The organism is Clostridium zeae (assembly GCF_017312485.1).
Lineage (GTDB): Bacteria > Bacillota > Clostridia > Clostridiales > Clostridiaceae > Clostridium_AR > Clostridium_AR zeae.
Genome location: NZ_BMBA01000002.1, coordinates 719,982 through 738,752 on the forward strand (window position 1 = coordinate 719,982; position 18,771 = coordinate 738,752).

At 31.0% G+C, this 18,771-nt stretch carries 20 protein-coding genes; 5 read left to right on the forward strand and 15 right to left on the reverse strand.

From position 1 onward, the window contains the following. Positions 1–10 precede the first annotated feature (10 nt). The 4 genes from J3477_RS12655 to J3477_RS12670 form a co-directional block, all read right to left on the reverse strand. On the reverse strand, positions 11–2,629 hold the full coding sequence (locus tag J3477_RS12655; RefSeq protein ID WP_206870741.1) for a cation-translocating P-type ATPase: 2,619 nt from the start codon (positions 2,627–2,629) through the stop codon (positions 11–13). A 623-nt stretch (positions 2,630–3,252) separates the two neighbouring features. Further along, a complete protein-coding gene (locus J3477_RS12660) occupies positions 3,253–4,056 on the reverse strand; it encodes a RelA/SpoT domain-containing protein (RefSeq protein ID WP_206870311.1) in 804 nt (267 codons plus the stop codon). A gap of 400 nt (positions 4,057–4,456) precedes the next feature. Then, a complete protein-coding gene (clpP, locus tag J3477_RS12665; RefSeq protein ID WP_183276304.1) occupies positions 4,457–5,044 on the reverse strand; it encodes an ATP-dependent Clp endopeptidase proteolytic subunit ClpP in 588 nt (195 codons plus the stop codon). 142 nt (positions 5,045–5,186) lie between these two features. Further along, positions 5,187–5,597, reverse strand: a complete 411-nt coding sequence (locus J3477_RS12670) for a helix-turn-helix transcriptional regulator (RefSeq protein WP_206870312.1) — start codon at positions 5,595–5,597, stop codon at positions 5,187–5,189. Between the two features lie 356 nt (positions 5,598–5,953). Between J3477_RS12670 and J3477_RS12675 the strand changes: the two genes are divergently transcribed. After that, complete coding sequence (locus J3477_RS12675) at positions 5,954–6,439, forward strand: MORN repeat-containing protein (RefSeq protein WP_206870313.1); 486 nt, start codon at positions 5,954–5,956, stop codon at positions 6,437–6,439. A gap of 159 nt (positions 6,440–6,598) precedes the next feature. Here J3477_RS12675 and J3477_RS12680 read toward each other — a convergent pair whose 3' ends face one another. Next, on the reverse strand, positions 6,599–7,396 hold the full coding sequence (locus tag J3477_RS12680) for a class I SAM-dependent methyltransferase (RefSeq protein ID WP_206870314.1): 798 nt from the start codon (positions 7,394–7,396) through the stop codon (positions 6,599–6,601). 303 nt (positions 7,397–7,699) lie between these two features. Here J3477_RS12680 and J3477_RS12685 point away from each other — a divergent pair, with 303 nt between their 5' ends. Together J3477_RS12685 and J3477_RS12690 are read left to right on the forward strand one after the other, a co-directional pair. Continuing rightward, complete coding sequence (locus J3477_RS12685; RefSeq protein WP_206870315.1) at positions 7,700–8,041, forward strand: PadR family transcriptional regulator; 342 nt, start codon at positions 7,700–7,702, stop codon at positions 8,039–8,041. After that, positions 8,032–9,348, forward strand: coding sequence for an FtsW/RodA/SpoVE family cell cycle protein (locus J3477_RS12690; RefSeq protein ID WP_206870316.1), 1,317 nt, complete (start codon positions 8,032–8,034; stop codon positions 9,346–9,348). Before J3477_RS12685 ends, J3477_RS12690 begins: the two co-directional genes overlap by 10 nt. 265 nt (positions 9,349–9,613) lie before the next feature. Here J3477_RS12690 and J3477_RS26400 read toward each other — a convergent pair whose 3' ends face one another. Continuing rightward, positions 9,614–9,715, reverse strand: coding sequence for a ribbon-helix-helix domain-containing protein (locus J3477_RS26400; protein ID WP_206870317.1), 102 nt, complete (start codon positions 9,713–9,715; stop codon positions 9,614–9,616). 294 nt (positions 9,716–10,009) lie between these two features. Between J3477_RS26400 and J3477_RS12700 the strand changes: the two genes are divergently transcribed. Then, complete coding sequence (locus tag J3477_RS12700) at positions 10,010–10,171, forward strand: hypothetical protein (RefSeq protein ID WP_206870318.1); 162 nt, start codon at positions 10,010–10,012, stop codon at positions 10,169–10,171. A gap of 283 nt (positions 10,172–10,454) precedes the next feature. Here the strand turns inward: J3477_RS12700 and J3477_RS12705 are convergent, their stop codons facing one another. The 8 genes from J3477_RS12705 to J3477_RS12740 form a co-directional block, all read right to left on the reverse strand. Next, on the reverse strand, positions 10,455–11,249 hold the full coding sequence (locus J3477_RS12705) for an urease accessory protein UreD (RefSeq protein ID WP_206870319.1): 795 nt from the start codon (positions 11,247–11,249) through the stop codon (positions 10,455–10,457). Then, positions 11,249–11,857 (reverse strand): urease accessory protein UreG, encoded by a 609-nt coding sequence (gene ureG / locus J3477_RS12710; protein WP_206870320.1) that lies wholly within the window; start codon positions 11,855–11,857, stop codon positions 11,249–11,251. The genes J3477_RS12705 and ureG overlap by 1 nt, the downstream gene beginning before the upstream one ends. Positions 11,858–11,982: 125 nt before the next feature. Further along, on the reverse strand, positions 11,983–12,681 hold the full coding sequence (locus J3477_RS12715; protein WP_206870321.1) for an urease accessory protein UreF: 699 nt from the start codon (positions 12,679–12,681) through the stop codon (positions 11,983–11,985). Then, the gene (gene ureE, locus J3477_RS12720; protein WP_206870322.1) at positions 12,665–13,138 is read right to left on the reverse strand and encodes an urease accessory protein UreE; all 474 of its coding nucleotides are present in this window, start codon (positions 13,136–13,138) and stop codon (positions 12,665–12,667) included. The genes J3477_RS12715 and ureE overlap by 17 nt, the downstream gene beginning before the upstream one ends. A gap of 138 nt (positions 13,139–13,276) precedes the next feature. Further along, complete coding sequence (gene ureB, locus J3477_RS12725) at positions 13,277–14,998, reverse strand: urease subunit beta (RefSeq protein WP_206870323.1); 1,722 nt, start codon at positions 14,996–14,998, stop codon at positions 13,277–13,279. 1 nt (position 14,999) lies between these two features. After that, positions 15,000–15,368: an urease subunit beta gene (ureB, locus tag J3477_RS12730; RefSeq protein ID WP_206870324.1), complete on the reverse strand. Its 369-nt coding sequence runs from the start codon at positions 15,366–15,368 to the stop codon at positions 15,000–15,002. Positions 15,369–15,376: 8 nt separating this feature from the next. Beyond that, positions 15,377–15,679: an urease subunit gamma gene (ureA, locus tag J3477_RS12735; RefSeq protein WP_206870325.1), complete on the reverse strand. Its 303-nt coding sequence runs from the start codon at positions 15,677–15,679 to the stop codon at positions 15,377–15,379. A 180-nt stretch (positions 15,680–15,859) separates the two neighbouring features. Then, positions 15,860–17,719 (reverse strand): ATP-binding protein, encoded by a 1,860-nt coding sequence (locus J3477_RS12740; protein ID WP_206870326.1) that lies wholly within the window; start codon positions 17,717–17,719, stop codon positions 15,860–15,862. Between the two features lie 395 nt (positions 17,720–18,114). On the opposite strand from J3477_RS12740, the gene J3477_RS12745 reads away from it, so the two are divergent. Beyond that, positions 18,115–18,372: a zinc ribbon domain-containing protein gene (locus J3477_RS12745; protein ID WP_206870327.1), complete on the forward strand. Its 258-nt coding sequence runs from the start codon at positions 18,115–18,117 to the stop codon at positions 18,370–18,372. A 124-nt stretch (positions 18,373–18,496) separates the two neighbouring features. Here J3477_RS12745 and J3477_RS12750 read toward each other — a convergent pair whose 3' ends face one another. Further along, entirely contained in the window at positions 18,497–18,766 is a 270-nt protein-coding gene (locus tag J3477_RS12750; protein ID WP_206870328.1) for a hypothetical protein, read from the reverse strand. Positions 18,767–18,771 lie beyond the last annotated feature (5 nt).

Here is an 18,771-nt window from a genome sequence, read left to right on the forward strand (position 1 = left end):
ATTGCAATCTTTATCTTGCTGTATCACCAGATTTTACAAATAAAAGTTTATATGCTTGAATTAATACAAATGGTAATAATGCTAAACCATAAACCCAAACATATTGAGAAATATTAAGAGGTACTACTTCAAATACACCCATTATAGGCTTAAAAGTAAGGACTAAAGTAAGCAATGCTACACCTAATATAACTGCATACCATACAAATGGATTTGCAAATACTCCAACTTTAAATATCGACTGTTTTGCTCTGCAATTAAAACCATGGAATAATCTTGAAAGACATAGTGTTGCAAAAGCCATAACTGTAGCTACTGAATGATCTCCAGTTGAAAGTCCTATATGGAATGAAAGCATTGTAACTACTGCTATTATCAAACCTTCTACAAGAACTTCTAATCCAAATTCTTTACTTAATATTGGAACATTTATATTTCTCGGCTTTTGTTTCATTATATTTTTATTATGAGGTTCAAGTCCTATAGCTATAGCAGGTAAACTATCTGTTAGCAAATTAATAAATAATAAATGAACCGGAGCAAATGGTATTGGTAGTGCAAATAAAGTTGCATAAAGTACTGATAAGATTCCTGCTGTATTTCCTGACAATAAGAACTTTATTGAATTTTTTATATTTTCATATATACTTCTACCATTAGATATAGATTTTACTATGGTTGAAAAATTATCATCAGCTAGCACCATAGCTGCGGCATCCTTTGCAACCTCAGTACCTGTTATACCCATTGCTATGCCTACATCTGCTTGTTTTAAGGCAGGACCGTCATTTACACCATCACCTGTCATAGCAACTATGTTCCCTTTTTCTTGCCAAGCTCTTACTATTCTAATCTTGTGTTCTGGAGATACTCTAGCATATACTGATATATTCTCAACTTTTTCTCTAAGTTCATCATCTGTAAGCTTTTCTAATTCATAACCTTCCATAGCTTCTGCTTCATCTTTTAAAATACCTATTTGCTTTGCTATTGCCGAAGCTGTTATCTTATGGTCACCAGTTATCATAACAGGCTTTATACCTGCACTAATACAATCAGCAACTGCTTTCATGGATTCTTCTCTTGGTGGATCCATCATAGATATAAGTCCTAAGAATATTAAATCTTTTTCATCTTCTAACCCTATATCTTTTTTGTCATCAATTTCTTTATATCCAAAGGAAAGCACTCTTAATCCTCTTGATGAAAAATTCTTATTAATCTTTTCTATATCCTTTTTATGAGCATCTGTTAATGGCTCTTTTCCTTTTGAGGTTTCTATCATTGTAGCTCTCGATAAAAGCACATCTAAAGCCCCTTTTGTCACCATCATTTTCATGTCATTAACTTCATTTAAAGTACTCATAAGCTTTCTATCTGAATCAAATGGCACTTCTGCAATTCTCTTATACTTATCTCTTATTTCTAATTCATCAAAGCCATATACTTCACCAAAATTAACTAAAGCAACTTCTGTAGGATCGCCAATTTCTTTCTTCTCAATAGTCACTGCATCATTACAAAGTAAAGAACTTAAAACTAACTTTTTTTGTAATTCATCTTCTTTGTTAAGTTTATCTTTTTCTATTACTCTGTTATCTACATAAACATGTTGCACTGTCATTTTATTTTGTGTTAATGTTCCGGTTTTATCAGAGCAGATTACTGATATACTTCCAAGACTTTCTACAGCATGAAGCTTTCTCATAATCGCATTTTCTTTAGCCATCTTTTGAGTTCCGAGTGCTAACACTATAGTAACAATGGAACTTAAAGCCTCTGGTATAGCAGCCACTGCCAATGAAACTGCAAACATAAAGGAATCTATGATGCTGTTTCCTCTCATTACATTTAGGGCTAAAATAACAACTGAAATAGCTAGTATTACTATAGCTAGCTTTTTACCAAAGTTATCTAAGTTTACTTGAAGTGGTGTCTTTTTTTCCTTAGCACTTTGAAGTAAGTTTGCTATTCTACCTATTTCAGTGTTCATTCCTATATCAGTTACAAGTACTACTGCTCTACCATAGGTCACAAAGCTGCCTGAAAACACCATATTTTTTCTATCACCAATAGCTACGTCTGCAGAATTTATTACCTCTGTATGTTTTAAAACACTTTCCGATTCTCCTGTAAGAGAACTTTCATTTACCTGCAAACTATAGTTTTCTATTATCCTACCATCTGCACTAATATGATCACCTGCATCAAGATAAATGATATCCCCTACAACTATTTCTCTAGAAGGTATTTCAATTCTAGTGTTATTTCTCAAAACCTTTGCTACTGGAGATGACAATGCCTTTAAACTACTTAGAGACCTTTCTGCTTTAATATGCTGAACAGTACCAAGTATAGAATTTATTATAACTACAACTAGGATAACTATTGCACTTTCTAATTTACCTAAGAATGCTGATATTATCGCTGCTGCTAATAGAATTATAACTAAAAAATCTTTAAATTGACTTAAGAATACACCTATTGCACTTAACTTTTTACCTTCCTCTAATTCATTAAATCCATACTTTTCTCTCCTTTGAGTAACTTCATCATCCTTTAGTCCACTTTTATTAACGTCTAAAAGTTTCATAGAATCATCTATAGAATCGCTATAAAAAGCACTCATCGAATTACTCCTTTCGCTATTTACTTTAATATTCCCATCTTTAATATTTTTGCTAATTATCAAAATATCAACCTCCAAAATAATTAGAATTTGAATAAAATAACATTTATCGTTTAGTAAATTTAACCAAATTAATTAGCTGCAAAAAATAAAGACTCTATAGCTAGAACTATTCTAGCTATAGAGTCTCACTAAACAACGTTGTTAGCAAAGCCGGGAAAAATCCGAATTGACGACCTTGCTCTTAATAGAATTAAATCTATCAAGAAGTTACTCCCTCTACAGGGTACACATTACCTTATATTAAGTTTGTTAATATTATATTACTAGGTATCTACTCTTGTGTCAACCTTATTTTTATAAACTTAACTTCAAATTTATCTACGTTTAAGAATATTGTTAAAATTAATTGGTTATACAGGAGATGCTATATGAACGAGCTACTAGAATTAAATGATTTTTTCAGATGGAATGGCGTTAATAAACTGTACTGTTCGAACGTAGTGAGTTTACAGTTTTAGCCATGGAATATGAAAAAATCATATTAATTCTTTGCGAAGTTCATTAAAGCATTGGATGTATGACCAATTAATTTTAAGACGTGCTTTAACAGCATCTAGAAATTATATATTCAAACTTTCTTTAAGTGCTCTAATTTCTTCATCCTTTTTCGCCATCATCTCTTTGTAGTCTGCTTCCATTCTGCATAAGTTTTTATTTAGCAGATTTATCATAGAAGCCATTTCATCAGCACTTCCTGATATTCTATTAAAAAGAAGAAGGTTAGATTCGAGTATTTCTGGAATTTCTCTATGTGAATATCTTAATTGATGATCTATTTCTCCATACCCTTCTTCAAATATGGTTCTTACTTGAATTTCAGCTATAACCTTTTGGCTAGTTGGATAAAATTCTATAAGATAATGAACCGATCTGTAGCCTGACTTTCTAGACTTGATTTGAATATCTAACTCTTCAAATCTTTTAGTATCATCACCATCTCTTACATTTGCAGTAATCTCTATTACCTTCCAAGTATCTAATATGAACCTGTGGATTTCTTCCCAATCTTGCTTGAATATATGAATTGCTCTTATTCCTATAAGATCGTTTATTTCCTCTTTATAATTATCCACACTAAATTGAAAATCATCAGTATATTTATTTTTTCTATCCTCTGTCTTCCTAATAACTTTTTCTATAAGTCTTTCAGGATATTTAACTCTAGACTTAACTGAGTGCACTTTTGGATGAGTTCTAAGTATATTTGCAATAAAATCAGCCTGACTTTCATAAGTATCTTTTACTGATATATAGTCGCTGTAAATCTCTTCAAGAACTTCTGTATTAATGTTATTTTTCTTTATATCAGCTTCTGCAAAGGGATATTTTTTAAAAAACTGTTCTATATTTAGCTTGTTTATCATTAATTCACTCATCCTTTTCTTATTATATTTGCAATTTAAATCTTTTAAATAAAATATCAATTAAACTTCTTACTTAGTCAGATAAAGATTTAAAAGTATAAAGCTTCACATTTAAATAATATTCATTTGTATACATATATAATTTTACTCCAAGTTGGATACAAGCGCTTCAAACTTTAGGGGCATTCTATCAATCCACTGTCCTATTTTATTATAACCTAAACCAACTCAAATTCGTATTGTTATTATCTTGAACAATACAAGAATAAGCATTACCGCATTTCCTAAAGTTATCCTTATCACTTGCAATTACTTAGTTTATCTATCATAAAAACTTTATACTTCTATACACAATAAAATAAGGTCAGAAGCATGTACTGCCGCCAACCTTAATTGTATTTTATCTACTTTTAATTATTTCATCGATAAGCCCATAAGCCTTTGCCTCTTCTGCTGACATGTAATTATCTCTTTCCATATCTTCTAAAAGCTTCTCAGCAGGCTGACCTGTATTTTCACTATATATTTCAGTTAATCTCTTCTTGGTTCTTAAGATTTTATCCGCATAAATTTTTATATCTGTCGCTTGGCCACTTAGCCCTCCTGATATAGATGGTTGATGTATCATTATTTCACTGTTTGGAAGTGCAAATCTCTTTCCTTTAGTTCCACCAGCAAGTAGGAAGGACCCCATACTAGCAGCCATACCTAAACAGATAGTTGATACATCACATTTTATATACTTCATAGTGTCATAGATAGCAAGCCCTGAAGTAATCACTCCACCGGGACTATTTATATAAAAAATAATGTCCTTATCTGGATCTTCTGCTTCTAAAAATAGCATTTGAGCTATGATTAAACTTGCTGTAGTATCATTTACTTGATCACTTAATACTATTATTCTGTCCTTTAAGAGCCTTGAGTAAATATCATAAGATCTTTCTCCTTTGTTCGTCTGTTCTACAACCATAGGTACATAACTCATATAAATCTCTCCTTTAAGCAAAACTTTTTATAGTTACTATACTCCTCAGCATTATTGATTGAAATATCATATAACTGCATGCCTTAATTTCATCATAGAAATTACTAAGATTATATATAATTCAACTGATGCCATGCCAGCTTTATGCAGCTTTGCAGGACATACTTATTGCAGACGAAGAAACCTTTGTAATCTTTGCTATTTCTAGCTTTTTATATAGCAAGACTCTCTGCTGTGTCTTTCTAATCTTACTTGGTGAAACTCCAAACATCTTTTTAAAGGCTCTCGAGAAAGCCTCTTGAGAACTAAATTGATATTTTAAAGCTATATCAACAATCTTTTCTTTTCCTTCCACAAGATCTTTAGCTGCCTCAGTAAGCCTTCTTTTTCTTACATATTCCATAACTGGCTCACCAGCTATATTATGAAATACTCTATGATAATAATATTTAGATAAGTAAGCTGCTTTTGCAATATCCTCAAGAAGAATCTTCTCACTAAGATTATTTTCAATATATTCAATTGACTCTTGAATTTTATCAATATAATCCATATCATAACCTCCAAAATTTAGCACTGTGTTATATAGCTCGTAATTTAATTAACTATAAAAGTTTTTATATTTTAACTTAATTATAAAGCCTTAAAAGCAAAAAATCCTGACATTTATTGCTCATATCATATAGATAACTTACTTAATATATAAAATTAAAAATATTGTTGAAATTACTTTTATATTTACATTGAATTAAATAGCATAATAACTTAGTATACTATTATATATGATTATAAAGTTTCTATGATATATATTATATCTTGAAACCTTCATATTTTTAAAAAGTATTAAAGTAAAGAAGATTAGATGTCTATAGTACATAAAATCTGAAACATACGAAAGGGTGACACAAAATGAGCAATTTTAATTTTACAAATTTAAAAAATTCTAATTTAAAAGTTTCTGTATCAAGTAATAGCCAAGAGGAACATACTCATGGAGGCCGTTATGAAGGAGCTTTAAAAGATGGTAAGAAGAATGGTTTCGGAATTTTTACATATAGCAATGGGACTAGATATATTGGTTACTGGAAAGACAATATGTTCCATGGAGAAGGTACGCTTTCATTTACAAACGGCGAGTTATATCAAGGCAATTGGGAAGAAGATGAAATGAATGGCTATGGTATATATAGCTGGCCAGATGGTGAAAGATATGTAGGCGAATGGAAGGATGGCTCAAAAACTGGTAACGGGATTTATATCTGGGACAATGGTGATCAATTTATAGGTCTGTGGAAGGAAGATAACCGTGAAGGTGATGGAATTATGATTTATTCTGATGGTGAAAGAATCATAGGTACTTGGGAAAATGATGAACTGCTAAATAAATTAGTATAATAACCTTCTAACATCTTATGATTAGTAGTAGAGCTTTAAAAGTTATAACAATAGACTTTTAAAGCTCTCTTTTTAATATATTATACGTCAAATGTATTCTTCATAACCTGCTCAATGATTTTTTCATCCAAAAGTGATAGATAAATTTAACCCACAGCTTTATTTTTCTGATATAAATAAAAGATGGTTGCTTGCTCCTAGAAATTCAGGCTTTTCACAACAATAAAAGTGATAGTTAAGCCAAGCTTTATAACTTTCATCATCCATTGCATTAATTTTATCTGCTAACAATTCACTTAAGCCATCTGTAGCCACTTCTCCACAAACTGCTAGATTAGAACCCTTAAGTAATTTTCTACAATCATCCACTGTATGGAATACAAATGGAAAGTCTACAACCTTAAAAGTTTCATGATCATATTCCTTGCCCATTAAAAAATTAGAATCATAGCACATTGCTTCAGTTGTAATAACCATATCATTAGAAATAAAAGCAAAAAACATCTTAGCATTATCTGTGCTAACTCGTTTTACTTCCTTTATGCAAGCTAACTTGTCCTCATTTTTCTTTAAATGATATAGTGGACCAAAACATAAAATAATATCATAAGCTTTATCCTTTATCATTGATAAATTAACTGCATTGCCTTGAAACACTTCGAGAGAAATATCCTCGGTTATTTTATTTTTAATTTGCTTAACATGCTTTTCCACCAATTCAATGGCTGTAACCTCAAACCCTCTTTTTGCAAAATATAAGCTGTATTCTCCTGTTCCAGCTCCCAAATCTAATATCTTCATACCCGGTTTAAGATATTTTTCAATCTGTCTCACAGTTGTTAAAAACTCGATTTGAGTTGCTTTAGTAGATAACCTTGAGGATTCGTTAAAAATATCATAAATGGCTGAAACCTGCTCTTCTTCATTTTCAATTTTAGAAACTTCTTTAATATTCATATACTCTCCCCTACTTCCTTATAGATTTTATAGCACTACCCAATCCACAATTAAGTCCTGTTGATTTTATAGCACTGATCTTAACTCAATTTATAAAAAATGAATTATCAATACTATAAATTTATTAAACACTATTCTAACTAATCCAGCGGTTATTGTCAAATAATTGAAACTATGTTATATAAAATCATTTAATAAGTTTTAAGTAAAATATATACAAATTTTTCTTGACTACAAGCATACCTAGTATTACTATGTATATATAAGATACCTAGATTTACTAGGTATACATAGGAGGTAGTTATGAAAGTAAGCAAAGAACTTCTAAAAGGAAGTACAACTATTATTATTTTAAGCCTACTTAAAGATAAATCCATGTATGGATATGAGATGATAAAAGCAATCGAAAACAAATCAAATGGAATCTTCGCCTTTAAAGAAGGTACACTCTACCCCATACTTCACTCACTTCAAAGTGATAGTTATGTGGAGTCCTACTGGGAAGAGAGCACAGAAGGTAGAAAAAGAAAATATTATAGGATAACTAGTGAAGGTGAAAAACACCTAAAAGAAAAGAAAAAAGAGTGGGAAACTTATAAAAACGCTGTGGATAGCTGCTTATGGGAGGGCATAGTATGGGGATAGAAAAAAATTCATTTGATAAATTTACTGAGGAAGTTTGTTCTCTGATAAAATGTACTGAGGTTCATAAAGATATAAAGGAAGAGCTAGCTTGCCATCTTGAGGATATAAAAGAAGAATATATAGCTCAAGGTTCAAGCTTTCAAGAAGCAGAAAAGCTTGCAATTTCTCATATTGGAGACAGCGAAAAGATTGGTTTTGACCTAAATAAGGTATACAAGAAAGTACCTGAATATAAAACTTTGATAATATGTTCATTATTTGTGGCCTTTGGTCTTTTTACCCAGTTTTCAATCTTTAAAAATGCTCCTAAGGTAATGTCATATAGTAACTACATAACAACTATTGTATGTACCATATTAGGAAGCTTAATAGCAATTACTGCTTACTTGTTTGATTATAGAAAAATCGAAAAGTACTCATGGCAAATATATTTCATAACAAACTTTGTTTTCCTCTTAATAGTGTCTTTTCCATATAAAATTAATCTTATCATAGGAATAAAACTAGTAGGAAAGAACTTTGATATTGCACTAGCAGCAATTATATTAAATTCAATTGCCTTAAATGGCATATTGCCTAAATTGACTAATGTAAAATATTCAATAATCAAAAAGTTATCTCTAATAGCTTTATGTATTTATTTAATATTAATATCAAATCAGTATTTTTGTGTAGCGTTATTTTCAATTTTTTCTATAATTTTATTGGTAAACTCTAAAATAAAGATAAGATATATAATAGCTACCATAGGTGCAAGCATATCTGTAATTTATTTTGCTATGTTCACTACACAATATAGATATTATAGGTTAATAGATCTCTTAAATTTTAGAAATAACACTAGTGAAGTTAATTCTTTAAATGAAATAATCCAAAAAATAATTTCAGCTTCAAATCTATTTGGAAATGGTATATCAACTGAAATTTTATCAAATACTCCAGTTATAAATGAAGGCTTAATTTATACTTATATAATTTATACTTTCGGTTGGGTTGTAGCATTAACGCTTTTAATATTGATTCTATTTTTATTAATCAATCTTTTCAGAACTTCTAAGTCTATAAAAAACCAGTATGGAAGAAATTTATTCACATTAATATCCTTTATATTAGCTGTTGAATTTTTATTATCAGTAGCTTTAAACTTAAATTTAATTCCATTTGTATCTGCATTTATGCCATTTTTGGGTTATAGTCCTTTTTCTACAGTTGTTAATTTAACTCTTATAGGCATAATTTGTAGCATCTATGGCAGAAAAAATTTAAGCAAATCCTTAGTTAAAACTAAATTACAGATTAATAATTAAAATTAAATGGTTGAATGGATTAATTCTTTCAGCCATTTTTTAATTTAACTGTATTGAAATTAAGTCTTTATCTAACTATTGTTTGAATATGAATTAGTCATGTTTAAAATATTCCTTTATTTCCTCTGAAGCTTTAAATGCACCAAATACATTAATATTATTGATTGTATTCTTAATCAAATCTAAAGAAACATCTTCCGTTTGATGCTTATTTATAAACTGTTCAGTTATATTTTCATTCTTCGTTAATTCATTATAGCTACACTTAAAAAACTCGTCCTATTATTATATACCCCTTTTTTATCAGCAAATCAATTTTTCCTAAATCCACTATGTTCACATTTACGCTCACTTTTTCTATATTCATAATAATCCATCCTCCCCACATAATATTTTAGTAATATAATTGTATTATATTACTAATTGTAAATAAATTAAATTTATTTAATTTTATGTATAAACATAATTCAAGGTAATTTTTATTTGCGACTTTTTGCATCTACCTTCATCAAGATGATATAATTAGGTTAATATGTAAATTAATAGTTGTTAAATTGAATCGCTAATGAAATTCAAAAAAACTAAATAATCTATTACCAATGGAATGAATGAAATGATTGTTTTAAAATATTCGAAAATTCTATTTTAAAGGGAGATTTTTATGGGTGGTATACTATGGCTTTTAATAGTGTTATGTTGCTGTATATGGGCGGCAATGGACGCTTCTGCTAGAGATAAATCTGGATGTTTAGTATTTATTCTAGTGTTATTTCTCGGACCAATAGGCCTAATAATATGGTTACTTATTAGACCAGAAAAGTAATATATCAGAATTTGTAACCGAGTGTTTGATTTAAAAGTCTATGCTTAAGAATATTATTTAAATTAAATGGTTAGGCAGGAGATGCTATATGGGCGAGCTATTAGAATTAAATGATTTTGGCAGATGTAATGGCGTTAAGAAACTGTACTGTCCGAACGTAGTGAGTTTACAGTTTTAGCCATGGAATATGACAAAATCATATTAATTCTTTGCGTAAGCACATTAAAGCATTGGATGACTAACCATTTAATTTAACACAGTGCCTTAACATCACAAAATCAATTTATCTTTCTAAATCAATTTCCCTAATTCTATCAGTTATCTTTGCTAATTTATCTGAACTGTTTCCAAGAATTCTTATAGTTATCATTTTTTCATGATTTATGCTCGCCCCAGCTATGATGCCCTCTTGAGAATTTAGATAATCTACCACTTTATCTCTAAACTCTTCATTTATTTTATCATTTATCATATAAACATTAGCCTGATGAGTAAATCCTTCGTAATAGCCTATTTCATCTAGATTTTGCTTCTTTGGTTCAAGAAAGGTATTATCAAAGAAAATTAACTTTCCATCGTAATATAGCTTAGTTTTTGATGAGTATATATTGAAATCAAATCTTTCTCCAGACATATATCTTCCACAGGATAGTATTTCTCTATATAACAGCTCACTTCCATTTTCAAGATGTATATCTGATTCACTAAAAAAGTTAGATCCCTTAAATGGCATTGTAGGCATTAGAAAATACTCAAACCTACTGTTCTTTTCTAAGCTTACTTTAAGTTTTTGATAAGCACTGTCTTCCTTCATATTGAATATCTTACTGTAAGATTGTGAGTATATATGAAGTCTAGCACCTTCTTTAATCCTAAAGTTTAAGAAATACTTATCTCCCTCTAATATTCCTGGAGATACATTCATCATACATAGCTTCATAATATTATATTGTTCATCATAAAAAGGTCTTATAGTTTTAAAAGGAGCTGTAAAATAGCTATCTTCTAAAATACTCCTTCCTCTTTTAACTGAAGCTATTATATCGATATGACTATCTTTTTCGTAATTATTGCTCATTACACGCCCTCAAGCAGAACATTTTCTTTAATCCAGTTTATTACCTTATCTAGTCCTACCTTGTTATGAAGATCTGTAAAAATAAAAGATTTAGTTCCTCTCATCTTTATAGAATCTCTTTCCATTACCTCAAGACTTGCGCCAACATATGGTGCTAAATCTATCTTGTTTATAATAAGAAGATCTGATCTTGTTATTCCTGGGCCGCCTTTTCTAGGTATCTTATCTCCTCCAGATACATCAATAACATATATAGTTGAATCTGCTAAGTCTGGACTAAAGGTAGCAGATAGATTGTCTCCACCACTTTCTATAAATATTATCTCTACCTCTGGAAATCTTTTTGCCATTATATCCACAGCTTCAAGATTCATAGAAGCATCTTCCCTTATTGCTGTATGAGGACAACCACCGGTCTCTACCCCCATGATTCTTTCCTTTGGAAGTATGCTGTTTGCAGTCAAAAACTCCGCATCCTCTTTTGTATATATATCGTTTGTTATTACAGCTACGCTGTATTCTTTACTCATTTCTCTTGTAAGTCTTTCGATTAATGCAGTTTTCCCTGATCCAACTGGACCTGCAATTCCTATCTTTACGTAACTCATATATTCACTCATGTTGACTACTTAAAAATCAACATTTCCTCCTCTCCAAAATCACATTAACTATTAGCATATATCTTTAAAATCTCGCATACAGAACCTCATAAATTTCAACACAATACTTAATTTTAAGACATATACAGTCTAGAATATAAATCCTCATGCTGCATTGCTCTTATATCCGCCCCTATACTACATCTTCCGATATCATTCATGGTAAGCTCCAATATTTCCTGGGTAATATTCGACATAACTTCTTGCAAACTAAACAATGCTTTTTGACCATCTAACTGTCCTAAGGGAACAAGTTTAGTACAGTTATTTATTATTGAAGAAGCTTGATTATATACATACGCCATCAGAGCTTCTTCCTTTGATATATCGCACTCTGCCGCAAAAATTCCAAAAGAAATGCAGTACTGTCCATAAGCTTTTTCTTCTTTTACAGCTTTCTCATACAAATCAATAAGTTCGGTCTTTTTTATAGTGTTAACAAGCTTAATAAATCTAGTACATAGCTTCATACTACCTTCCTTTATTTCCCGTGGTGCCTTAGAGCAGGTAAGCAAACCGTCAAGTTCTAATATTCTATCTACATCTCTTGCTTTTGCATACTCATAGGCTAACTTCACAGCTAATCCATCATTATATTTTACACTACTTGTAAGCATGTGCTTTAAATATTCCTTTGATGATTCACTGTCCTTTACAATTCCTTTTTGTACATAGGTTTCAAGTCCATTTGACTGAGTATAAGAACCTATTGGAAATATTGAGTCAGCAATCTGAAGTAGTGTAAAAAACTGATTACTAATGTTCATGCTCATGGCTATGTCCGTGGCTATGACTATGGCTGTGAGTCTCTAAACCATTTATAAGTCTAGCTGAAACCTTCTGTGGATTAAACTTATTTTTCTCCAGCAGCTTCATCAAGGGTTCATCATAAGGCACAAGTATTTCCTGCTGATGCAAAAACAGTGGAATGTGTTTATTTCCAATCTCGTAACATATTCTTCCCATTTCCTCCATAGTTGAAGGCTTTATAGAAATAGCTTCACACTCAGGTATATTTACAATCACTATAAATTCAGAATCATCATGAAGCACATCCTTGTGATTAAGTTTTCTGCTTCCATCCAGTCTAATTCCAACTTGTCTTCCGCTAGAACTTACTTTCTTTATTATCTTTTTATTAACTTCATACCACTCTATATCCACAAAGTCTATTTCTTTCCCATGGACATCGAAGTCTTCTAAAGTTCCTAGAATATTTTCAACTAACATAAATTACTCCTATCTAACTGGTAATTTATAAATATATAATCATGTGATTTTATATTTATATAATTATGTGTTCTTTTAATGTTATAAATATATATTTATATGAATATATAGGCATATCAACGGTTTGAAGCATTTCTTTTAAAACAAGAAATATCTCTGAGCTAAGGAAGCTTCCTTAATTGGTTTACAGGTCACATGCTGTCCATCAACTTTAACTTCATAGTTTTCAGGATTTACCTCAATCTTTGGAGTCTCTGAATTTAAAATCATATCCTTTTTACCGATATTCCTACAGTTCTCTACTGGAAGCACAGTCTTATTAAGTCCTAGCTTTTCTATATTTCCATTTTCTAAAGAGGCCTTAGATACAAAGGTCATACAGCATTTATATTTTGCTTTGCCGAAGGCTCCAAACATATTTCTATATATAACTGGTTGAGGAGTTGGTATAGATGCATTTGCATCTCCCATTCTGCTTGCAGTTATCATTCCAGCCTTTATTATCATCTCAGGCTTTACTCCAAAAAAGGCAGGCTTCCACAATACTAAGTCAGCATATTTTCCAACTTCAACTGAACCTACATATTTTGATATACCATGGGTTATCGCTGGATTTATTGTATACTTTGCCACGTATCTTTTTGCCCTAAAGTTATCACAACCTAAATCATTATCTTCTGGTAAAAGCCCTCTTTGCTTCTTCATCTTGTCTGCAGTCTGCCAAGTTCTTATGATAACTTCTCCAACTCTTCCCATAGCCTGAGAATCTGAACTTAACATGCTAAAGATCCCCATATCGTGGAATATATCCTCTGCAGCTATAGTTTCTGGTCTTATTCTTGAGTCCGCAAAAGCTATATCTTCTGGTACTTTCTTATCTAAATGATGACAAACCATAAGCATATCTAAATGTTCATCTATAGTATTCACTGTATATGGTCTTGTTGGATTTGTAGATGAAGGAAGTATATTAGGAAAAGATGCTATTTTCATAATATCTGGTGCATGACCGCCGCCTGCTCCTTCTGTATGATAAGTGTGAATAGTTCTTCCACCTATTGCTGCTACAGTATCCTCTACAAAACCTGCTTCATTTAAAGTATCAGTATGAATAGCTACTTGAACATCATATTCATCTGCTACTGCAAGACAAGTATCTATGGCTTTAGGAGTGCTTCCCCAATCTTCATGAAGCTTAAGTCCAAGAGCACCAGCTTCCACTTGCTCTCTTAAGGCGTCTAAAGAAGAAGAGTTTCCTTTTCCTAAAAAACCAAGGTTCATAGGAAATTCTTCTGCTGCTTCAAGCATTCTTTCTATATAAAAAGCTCCTGGAGTGCAGGTAGTAGCATTAGTTCCGTCAGCTGGACCTGTGCCTCCACCAATCATTGTAGTTATACCGCTGTACAGAGCAGTTTCAATCTGCTGAGGAGATATAAAGTGGATATGAGTATCTATTCCACCAGCAGTTAATATCATTCCCTCTCCAGCTATAGCTTCGGTGGATGCCCCTACTATCATATTTTCATCAACATTATCCATTACATCAGGATTTCCAGCTTTACCTATACCTACAATCTTTCCATCCTTTATCCCTATGTCCGCCTTAAATATTCCTGTATAATCCAATACTAAAGCATTAGTTATAACTAAATCCAGTACACCTTCTGCTCTTTTATCTAATGCTGACTGTCCCATACCATCCCTTAGAGTTTTGCCTCCGCCAAACTTACACTCATCGCCATAAGTTGTATAATCCTTCTCTACTTCTATGATTATATCTGTATCAGCAAGTCTTACCCTGTCTCCAGTGGTTGGTCCATACATATTAGCATAGTCTCTAGCCTTTATTCTAAAGCTCATATTACTTCACCCCTTTAAAAGAGCTTTCTCTTGCTCTATTCAAACTATCCTCTTTATTAGCTTCATCAGTAGCTCCAGAAGTCAATCCATTAAGTCCATATACCAGCTTCTTACCACCGATTTCAACTAATTGGATTTCTTTTTCTTCACCCGGTTCAAAACGTACTGCAGTACCTGATGCTATATCAAGCCTCATACCAAAAGCTTCAGCTCTATCAAATTGAATACACTTATTCACCTCAAAGAAATGAAAATGTGAGCCTACCTGAACTGGTCTATCTCCAGTATTGGAAACAACTAAAGTCTTAGTTTTTCTTCCTTCGTTGCATATAATATCTCTATCTTTAACTATTATTTCACCTGGTTTCATTTTAACACCTACCTTATTGGATTATGGACAGTGACTAGTTTTGTGCCGTCTGGAAAGGTTGCTTCTATTTGAACTTCATCAATCATTTCAGCTATTCCCTCCATCACATCCTCTTCCTTTAATATCTTTGTTCCAAGGTTCATAAGCTCTGTTACAGTTTTCCCATCTCTCGCTGCTTCCATAAGCTCAGAACATATAAGAGCAACTGCTTCAGGATAATTAAGCTTTAAGCCTCTATCCTTACGTTTTCTTGCAAGCTCTCCTGCATAGTGAAGCATTAGCTTTTCCATCTCTCTAGGAGTAAAATACATAAAAACACCTTCCCTTTCGAAATAATAAAAAAAGGCATCTCTATTAAGAGATACCTCATTGTATCAATATTCTATATTTGTTTTGTTTATGTGGAATATTTTTCTTATGGCAATATTATACCCTCACTACTAAATTACTACAATTATTTTTTTACTTAGCATATCTTCATTTCCGGATATTTATGTATATATATCTGAGAATTCAATTTTTATCTTTTCTACGTTAGACAGACTACCTTCTATACTTGCTTTTTGCTTTTTTTCAACCTGCTTTATAGGAAGTTCAATTATGAATTCGCTGCCTTTTCCAAGTTCACTTTTTACAGATATTCTGCCCTCATGGAGTTCAACTAGAGATTTCACTAATGACAAGCCAATTCCGCTACCTTCTGCTCTTCTTCTTAGTGTACTGTCTACCTGCACAAATCTATCAAATATTTTATCCTGCATCTCTTTTGGAATACCTATACCGTTATCCTTTACTGAAACCACTATACAATCATCTTTATCATAAATATTAATCATTATAAAGCCTCCAGCTTCTGTAAACTTAATTGAATTAGATAACAGATTGAGTAATATTCTTTCAATCTTATCATGATCAAAGGCCATATACTTTTCTTCTACCTCTGTATCAAATATAATTTCTATATTTTTCAGATTTGTATATTCAACAATGGACATTGAAATATCTTCAATAACTCTTATAATGTCGTCATTTGATAAATCTAAAGTGAGATTTTCTACTTCAATCTTATTTATATCAATAAAATTATTTATTAATCTAAGAAGCCTAAAGCTGTTTTGTTTTAATATTTTTAGATATTTCTTAAAGGCATCGTTTTCTATAACTTGTATTTCCATTAATTGAACACAACCAAGAATAATATTTAAAGGTGTTTTAAGCTCATGTGACATAGTAGCCATAAAGTTCGCCTTTAAATTACTGTATTCCTCTACCTCATTAATTTTTTGATTATAGCCTTCTGTGATTTGATTAAAGGCATCTACAACCTCTTCATATTCATCTACCCTATTACTATCAACCTTGTAATTTTTATCTTTGTAAAGAGCCTTATTGGTTGCATCCTTTATCTTGTTGATTGAGTATATATGCTGTCTTCCAATAAGAAAAGCTATTATAAACGAAACAATATATACTAGTATTAATGCCATTAAGTCATTCTTTACTCGTTTTATCTCACTCCCTGTTATCTCCGATATAGGTGATGTTGCATAACAACTCCAGCCAATATCTTTAATCGGATAATCTACCCCCACTTGCTTTGTGCCATCTAAGTCTGATATTTTATAACTATATCTAGAAACCTCTCCCTTAAGTGCCTTCCATGCATTGGAGTTTTGTGGAATCATTCTTTGTTCATAGGATAACCACTTGCTGTCATTTGCATAAACAATTCTGCCATTCTTATCTATCAATCCATATTTACTTGACTTTCCTGTTCTTGTTGCAGGCAGTACACTATCTAATCTTTTTATATCAATATTGCTTATAATAATTCCTTGTAATTCACCGTTAACTCTTATAGCTCTTGCCACTGGAATTATTAAATCATATCCATTTGATGCATATCTTAAATCTCCAATTACTTTATCTTTTCCTTGCATTATAGCTTGTACATAATCTCTATCTGATATATTTTTCCCTCTAACCCCAGCACTTGTACTTGTTACAACATCACCATTTGGTTTTAGCCAGGTATAGCTAAATATACCGTTATCATAAGGAAGCACAGCATTCATAAATTGTTCTACATCACTCTGTGTCCACTCTTTGTTTAAAGCCATGGAAAGTCCAATTGAGTATTGATTTGTCCATACCTTAGTAATATAGTTTGTAAATGAGCTACTTATGGCTTCGCAATAGTCTTGACTTGAATTCAATTCTTGATTAATACTTGAAGTAAAATTACTTTTTATTTCATATACTACTAGGAAGGTTAATGGTATAAGTGTAATAAAAATTAATATAAATAATTTTCTTCTCATACCAATAAGTCTATGTTTACGCTTTTTCATAATCTGACTCCTTTTCACCTTTTAATCCATTAGAAAAGCCCAGCCTTAATTTTATAGCATTGTTGTCTTTTTAAGCCTCCATAACCTAAATTATATTTTCATTTTACATAATTAGCAATATTATTGTATAATTGTAAATATTTTTCACACAAAAAAATGTAATATGACAGAAAGACCTTAGAAAAAAAGTATGGTGGAGATTTAAAGAACTTATTTAAAGATGAAGCCTCATTAGATAGCTTTTTAAAAAGTTAAGTGAGATTATCTAAGAAAAATAACAAACTCCCTTTATGTACAAAATAATCTATATGATTTATAATAAAATCAATTTACATTCGAAGTATAGACTAACTGTTGATTAAGCATTTATATACTATATGAAAGGATTGATAAAAATGGCTGAAGTAACAATGTGTCAAAGCTGTGGTTTACCATTTAACGAAGAACATAAACATTTTATAGCAATAGAACCAAACGGTAATAAAAGCATCTACTGCACCAATTGTTATAAAGACGGAAAATTTATAGACCCAAATATATCAATGAAAGAAATGATTGATCTAATTGTGCCTATTTTGGGAAAAGCAATAGGCGAAGAAGAAGCAAGAAAAGAAATGACAAATTTATTACCAACTCTTAAACGTTGGAAATAAGCATACTCTGCATAAAACTTAATACACAATATTTATATATAAAAACAGAAGAAGCCTGATCATTAAAGGCTTCTTTTAATATTGCTATTATACTTAAATTTTATTATAAATTTTTAAAGAAATATTATTTCTCGTCTTCTAACTGTTCAACTATGAATCTATCAAACTCGATATCTTCAATGAAGTTATCTTCATTAAAGGTAGTCTTTCTTCTTCTATTGTACTCTCTTGTGTTAGTGTCTAACCAATAAGGCTTTGAAATATCAAACTTGTCACAAAGTTCATTTATACATTCTTTTACAGCTACTTCAAAGTTATCTTCATTATCAGATGTAGCCACATCATCCATAATTATTTTATTATTTTTAATCACTTTTCCCCATATTCTTATCATAACAC

Coding starts and splice junctions, on each gene's coding strand:
- J3477_RS12705 (WP_206870319.1), bottom strand. CDS start 11,249: ATGAGCAATAATTACGAAAAAGATAGTCATATCGATATAATAGCTTCA.
- ureB (WP_206870323.1), bottom strand. CDS start 14,998: ATGAGCTTTAGAATAAAGGCTAGAGACTATGCTAATATGTATGGACCA.
- J3477_RS12685 (WP_206870315.1), top strand. CDS start 7,700: ATGAAAGTAAGCAAAGAACTTCTAAAAGGAAGTACAACTATTATTATT.
- ureB (WP_206870324.1), bottom strand. CDS start 15,368: ATGAAACCAGGTGAAATAATAGTTAAAGATAGAGATATTATATGCAAC.
- J3477_RS12675 (WP_206870313.1), top strand. CDS start 5,954: ATGAGCAATTTTAATTTTACAAATTTAAAAAATTCTAATTTAAAAGTT.
- J3477_RS12700 (WP_206870318.1), top strand. CDS start 10,010: ATGGGTGGTATACTATGGCTTTTAATAGTGTTATGTTGCTGTATATGG.
- J3477_RS26400 (WP_206870317.1), bottom strand. CDS start 9,715: ATGAATATAGAAAAAGTGAGCGTAAATGTGAACATAGTGGATTTAGGA.
- J3477_RS12670 (WP_206870312.1), bottom strand. CDS start 5,597: ATGGATTATATTGATAAAATTCAAGAGTCAATTGAATATATTGAAAAT.
- J3477_RS12690 (WP_206870316.1), top strand. CDS start 8,032: ATGGGGATAGAAAAAAATTCATTTGATAAATTTACTGAGGAAGTTTGT.
- J3477_RS12750 (WP_206870328.1), bottom strand. CDS start 18,766: ATGATAAGAATATGGGGAAAAGTGATTAAAAATAATAAAATAATTATG.
- J3477_RS12655 (WP_206870741.1), bottom strand. CDS start 2,629: ATGAGTGCTTTTTATAGCGATTCTATAGATGATTCTATGAAACTTTTA.
- J3477_RS12660 (WP_206870311.1), bottom strand. CDS start 4,056: ATGATAAACAAGCTAAATATAGAACAGTTTTTTAAAAAATATCCCTTT.
- J3477_RS12715 (WP_206870321.1), bottom strand. CDS start 12,681: ATGAGCATGAACATTAGTAATCAGTTTTTTACACTACTTCAGATTGCT.
- J3477_RS12745 (WP_206870327.1), top strand. CDS start 18,115: ATGGCTGAAGTAACAATGTGTCAAAGCTGTGGTTTACCATTTAACGAA.
- J3477_RS12740 (WP_206870326.1), bottom strand. CDS start 17,719: ATGAAAAAGCGTAAACATAGACTTATTGGTATGAGAAGAAAATTATTT.
- J3477_RS12680 (WP_206870314.1), bottom strand. CDS start 7,396: ATGAATATTAAAGAAGTTTCTAAAATTGAAAATGAAGAAGAGCAGGTT.
- ureG (WP_206870320.1), bottom strand. CDS start 11,857: ATGAGTTACGTAAAGATAGGAATTGCAGGTCCAGTTGGATCAGGGAAA.
- ureE (WP_206870322.1), bottom strand. CDS start 13,138: ATGTTAGTTGAAAATATTCTAGGAACTTTAGAAGACTTCGATGTCCAT.
- ureA (WP_206870325.1), bottom strand. CDS start 15,679: ATGTATTTTACTCCTAGAGAGATGGAAAAGCTAATGCTTCACTATGCA.
- clpP (WP_183276304.1), bottom strand. CDS start 5,044: ATGAGTTATGTACCTATGGTTGTAGAACAGACGAACAAAGGAGAAAGA.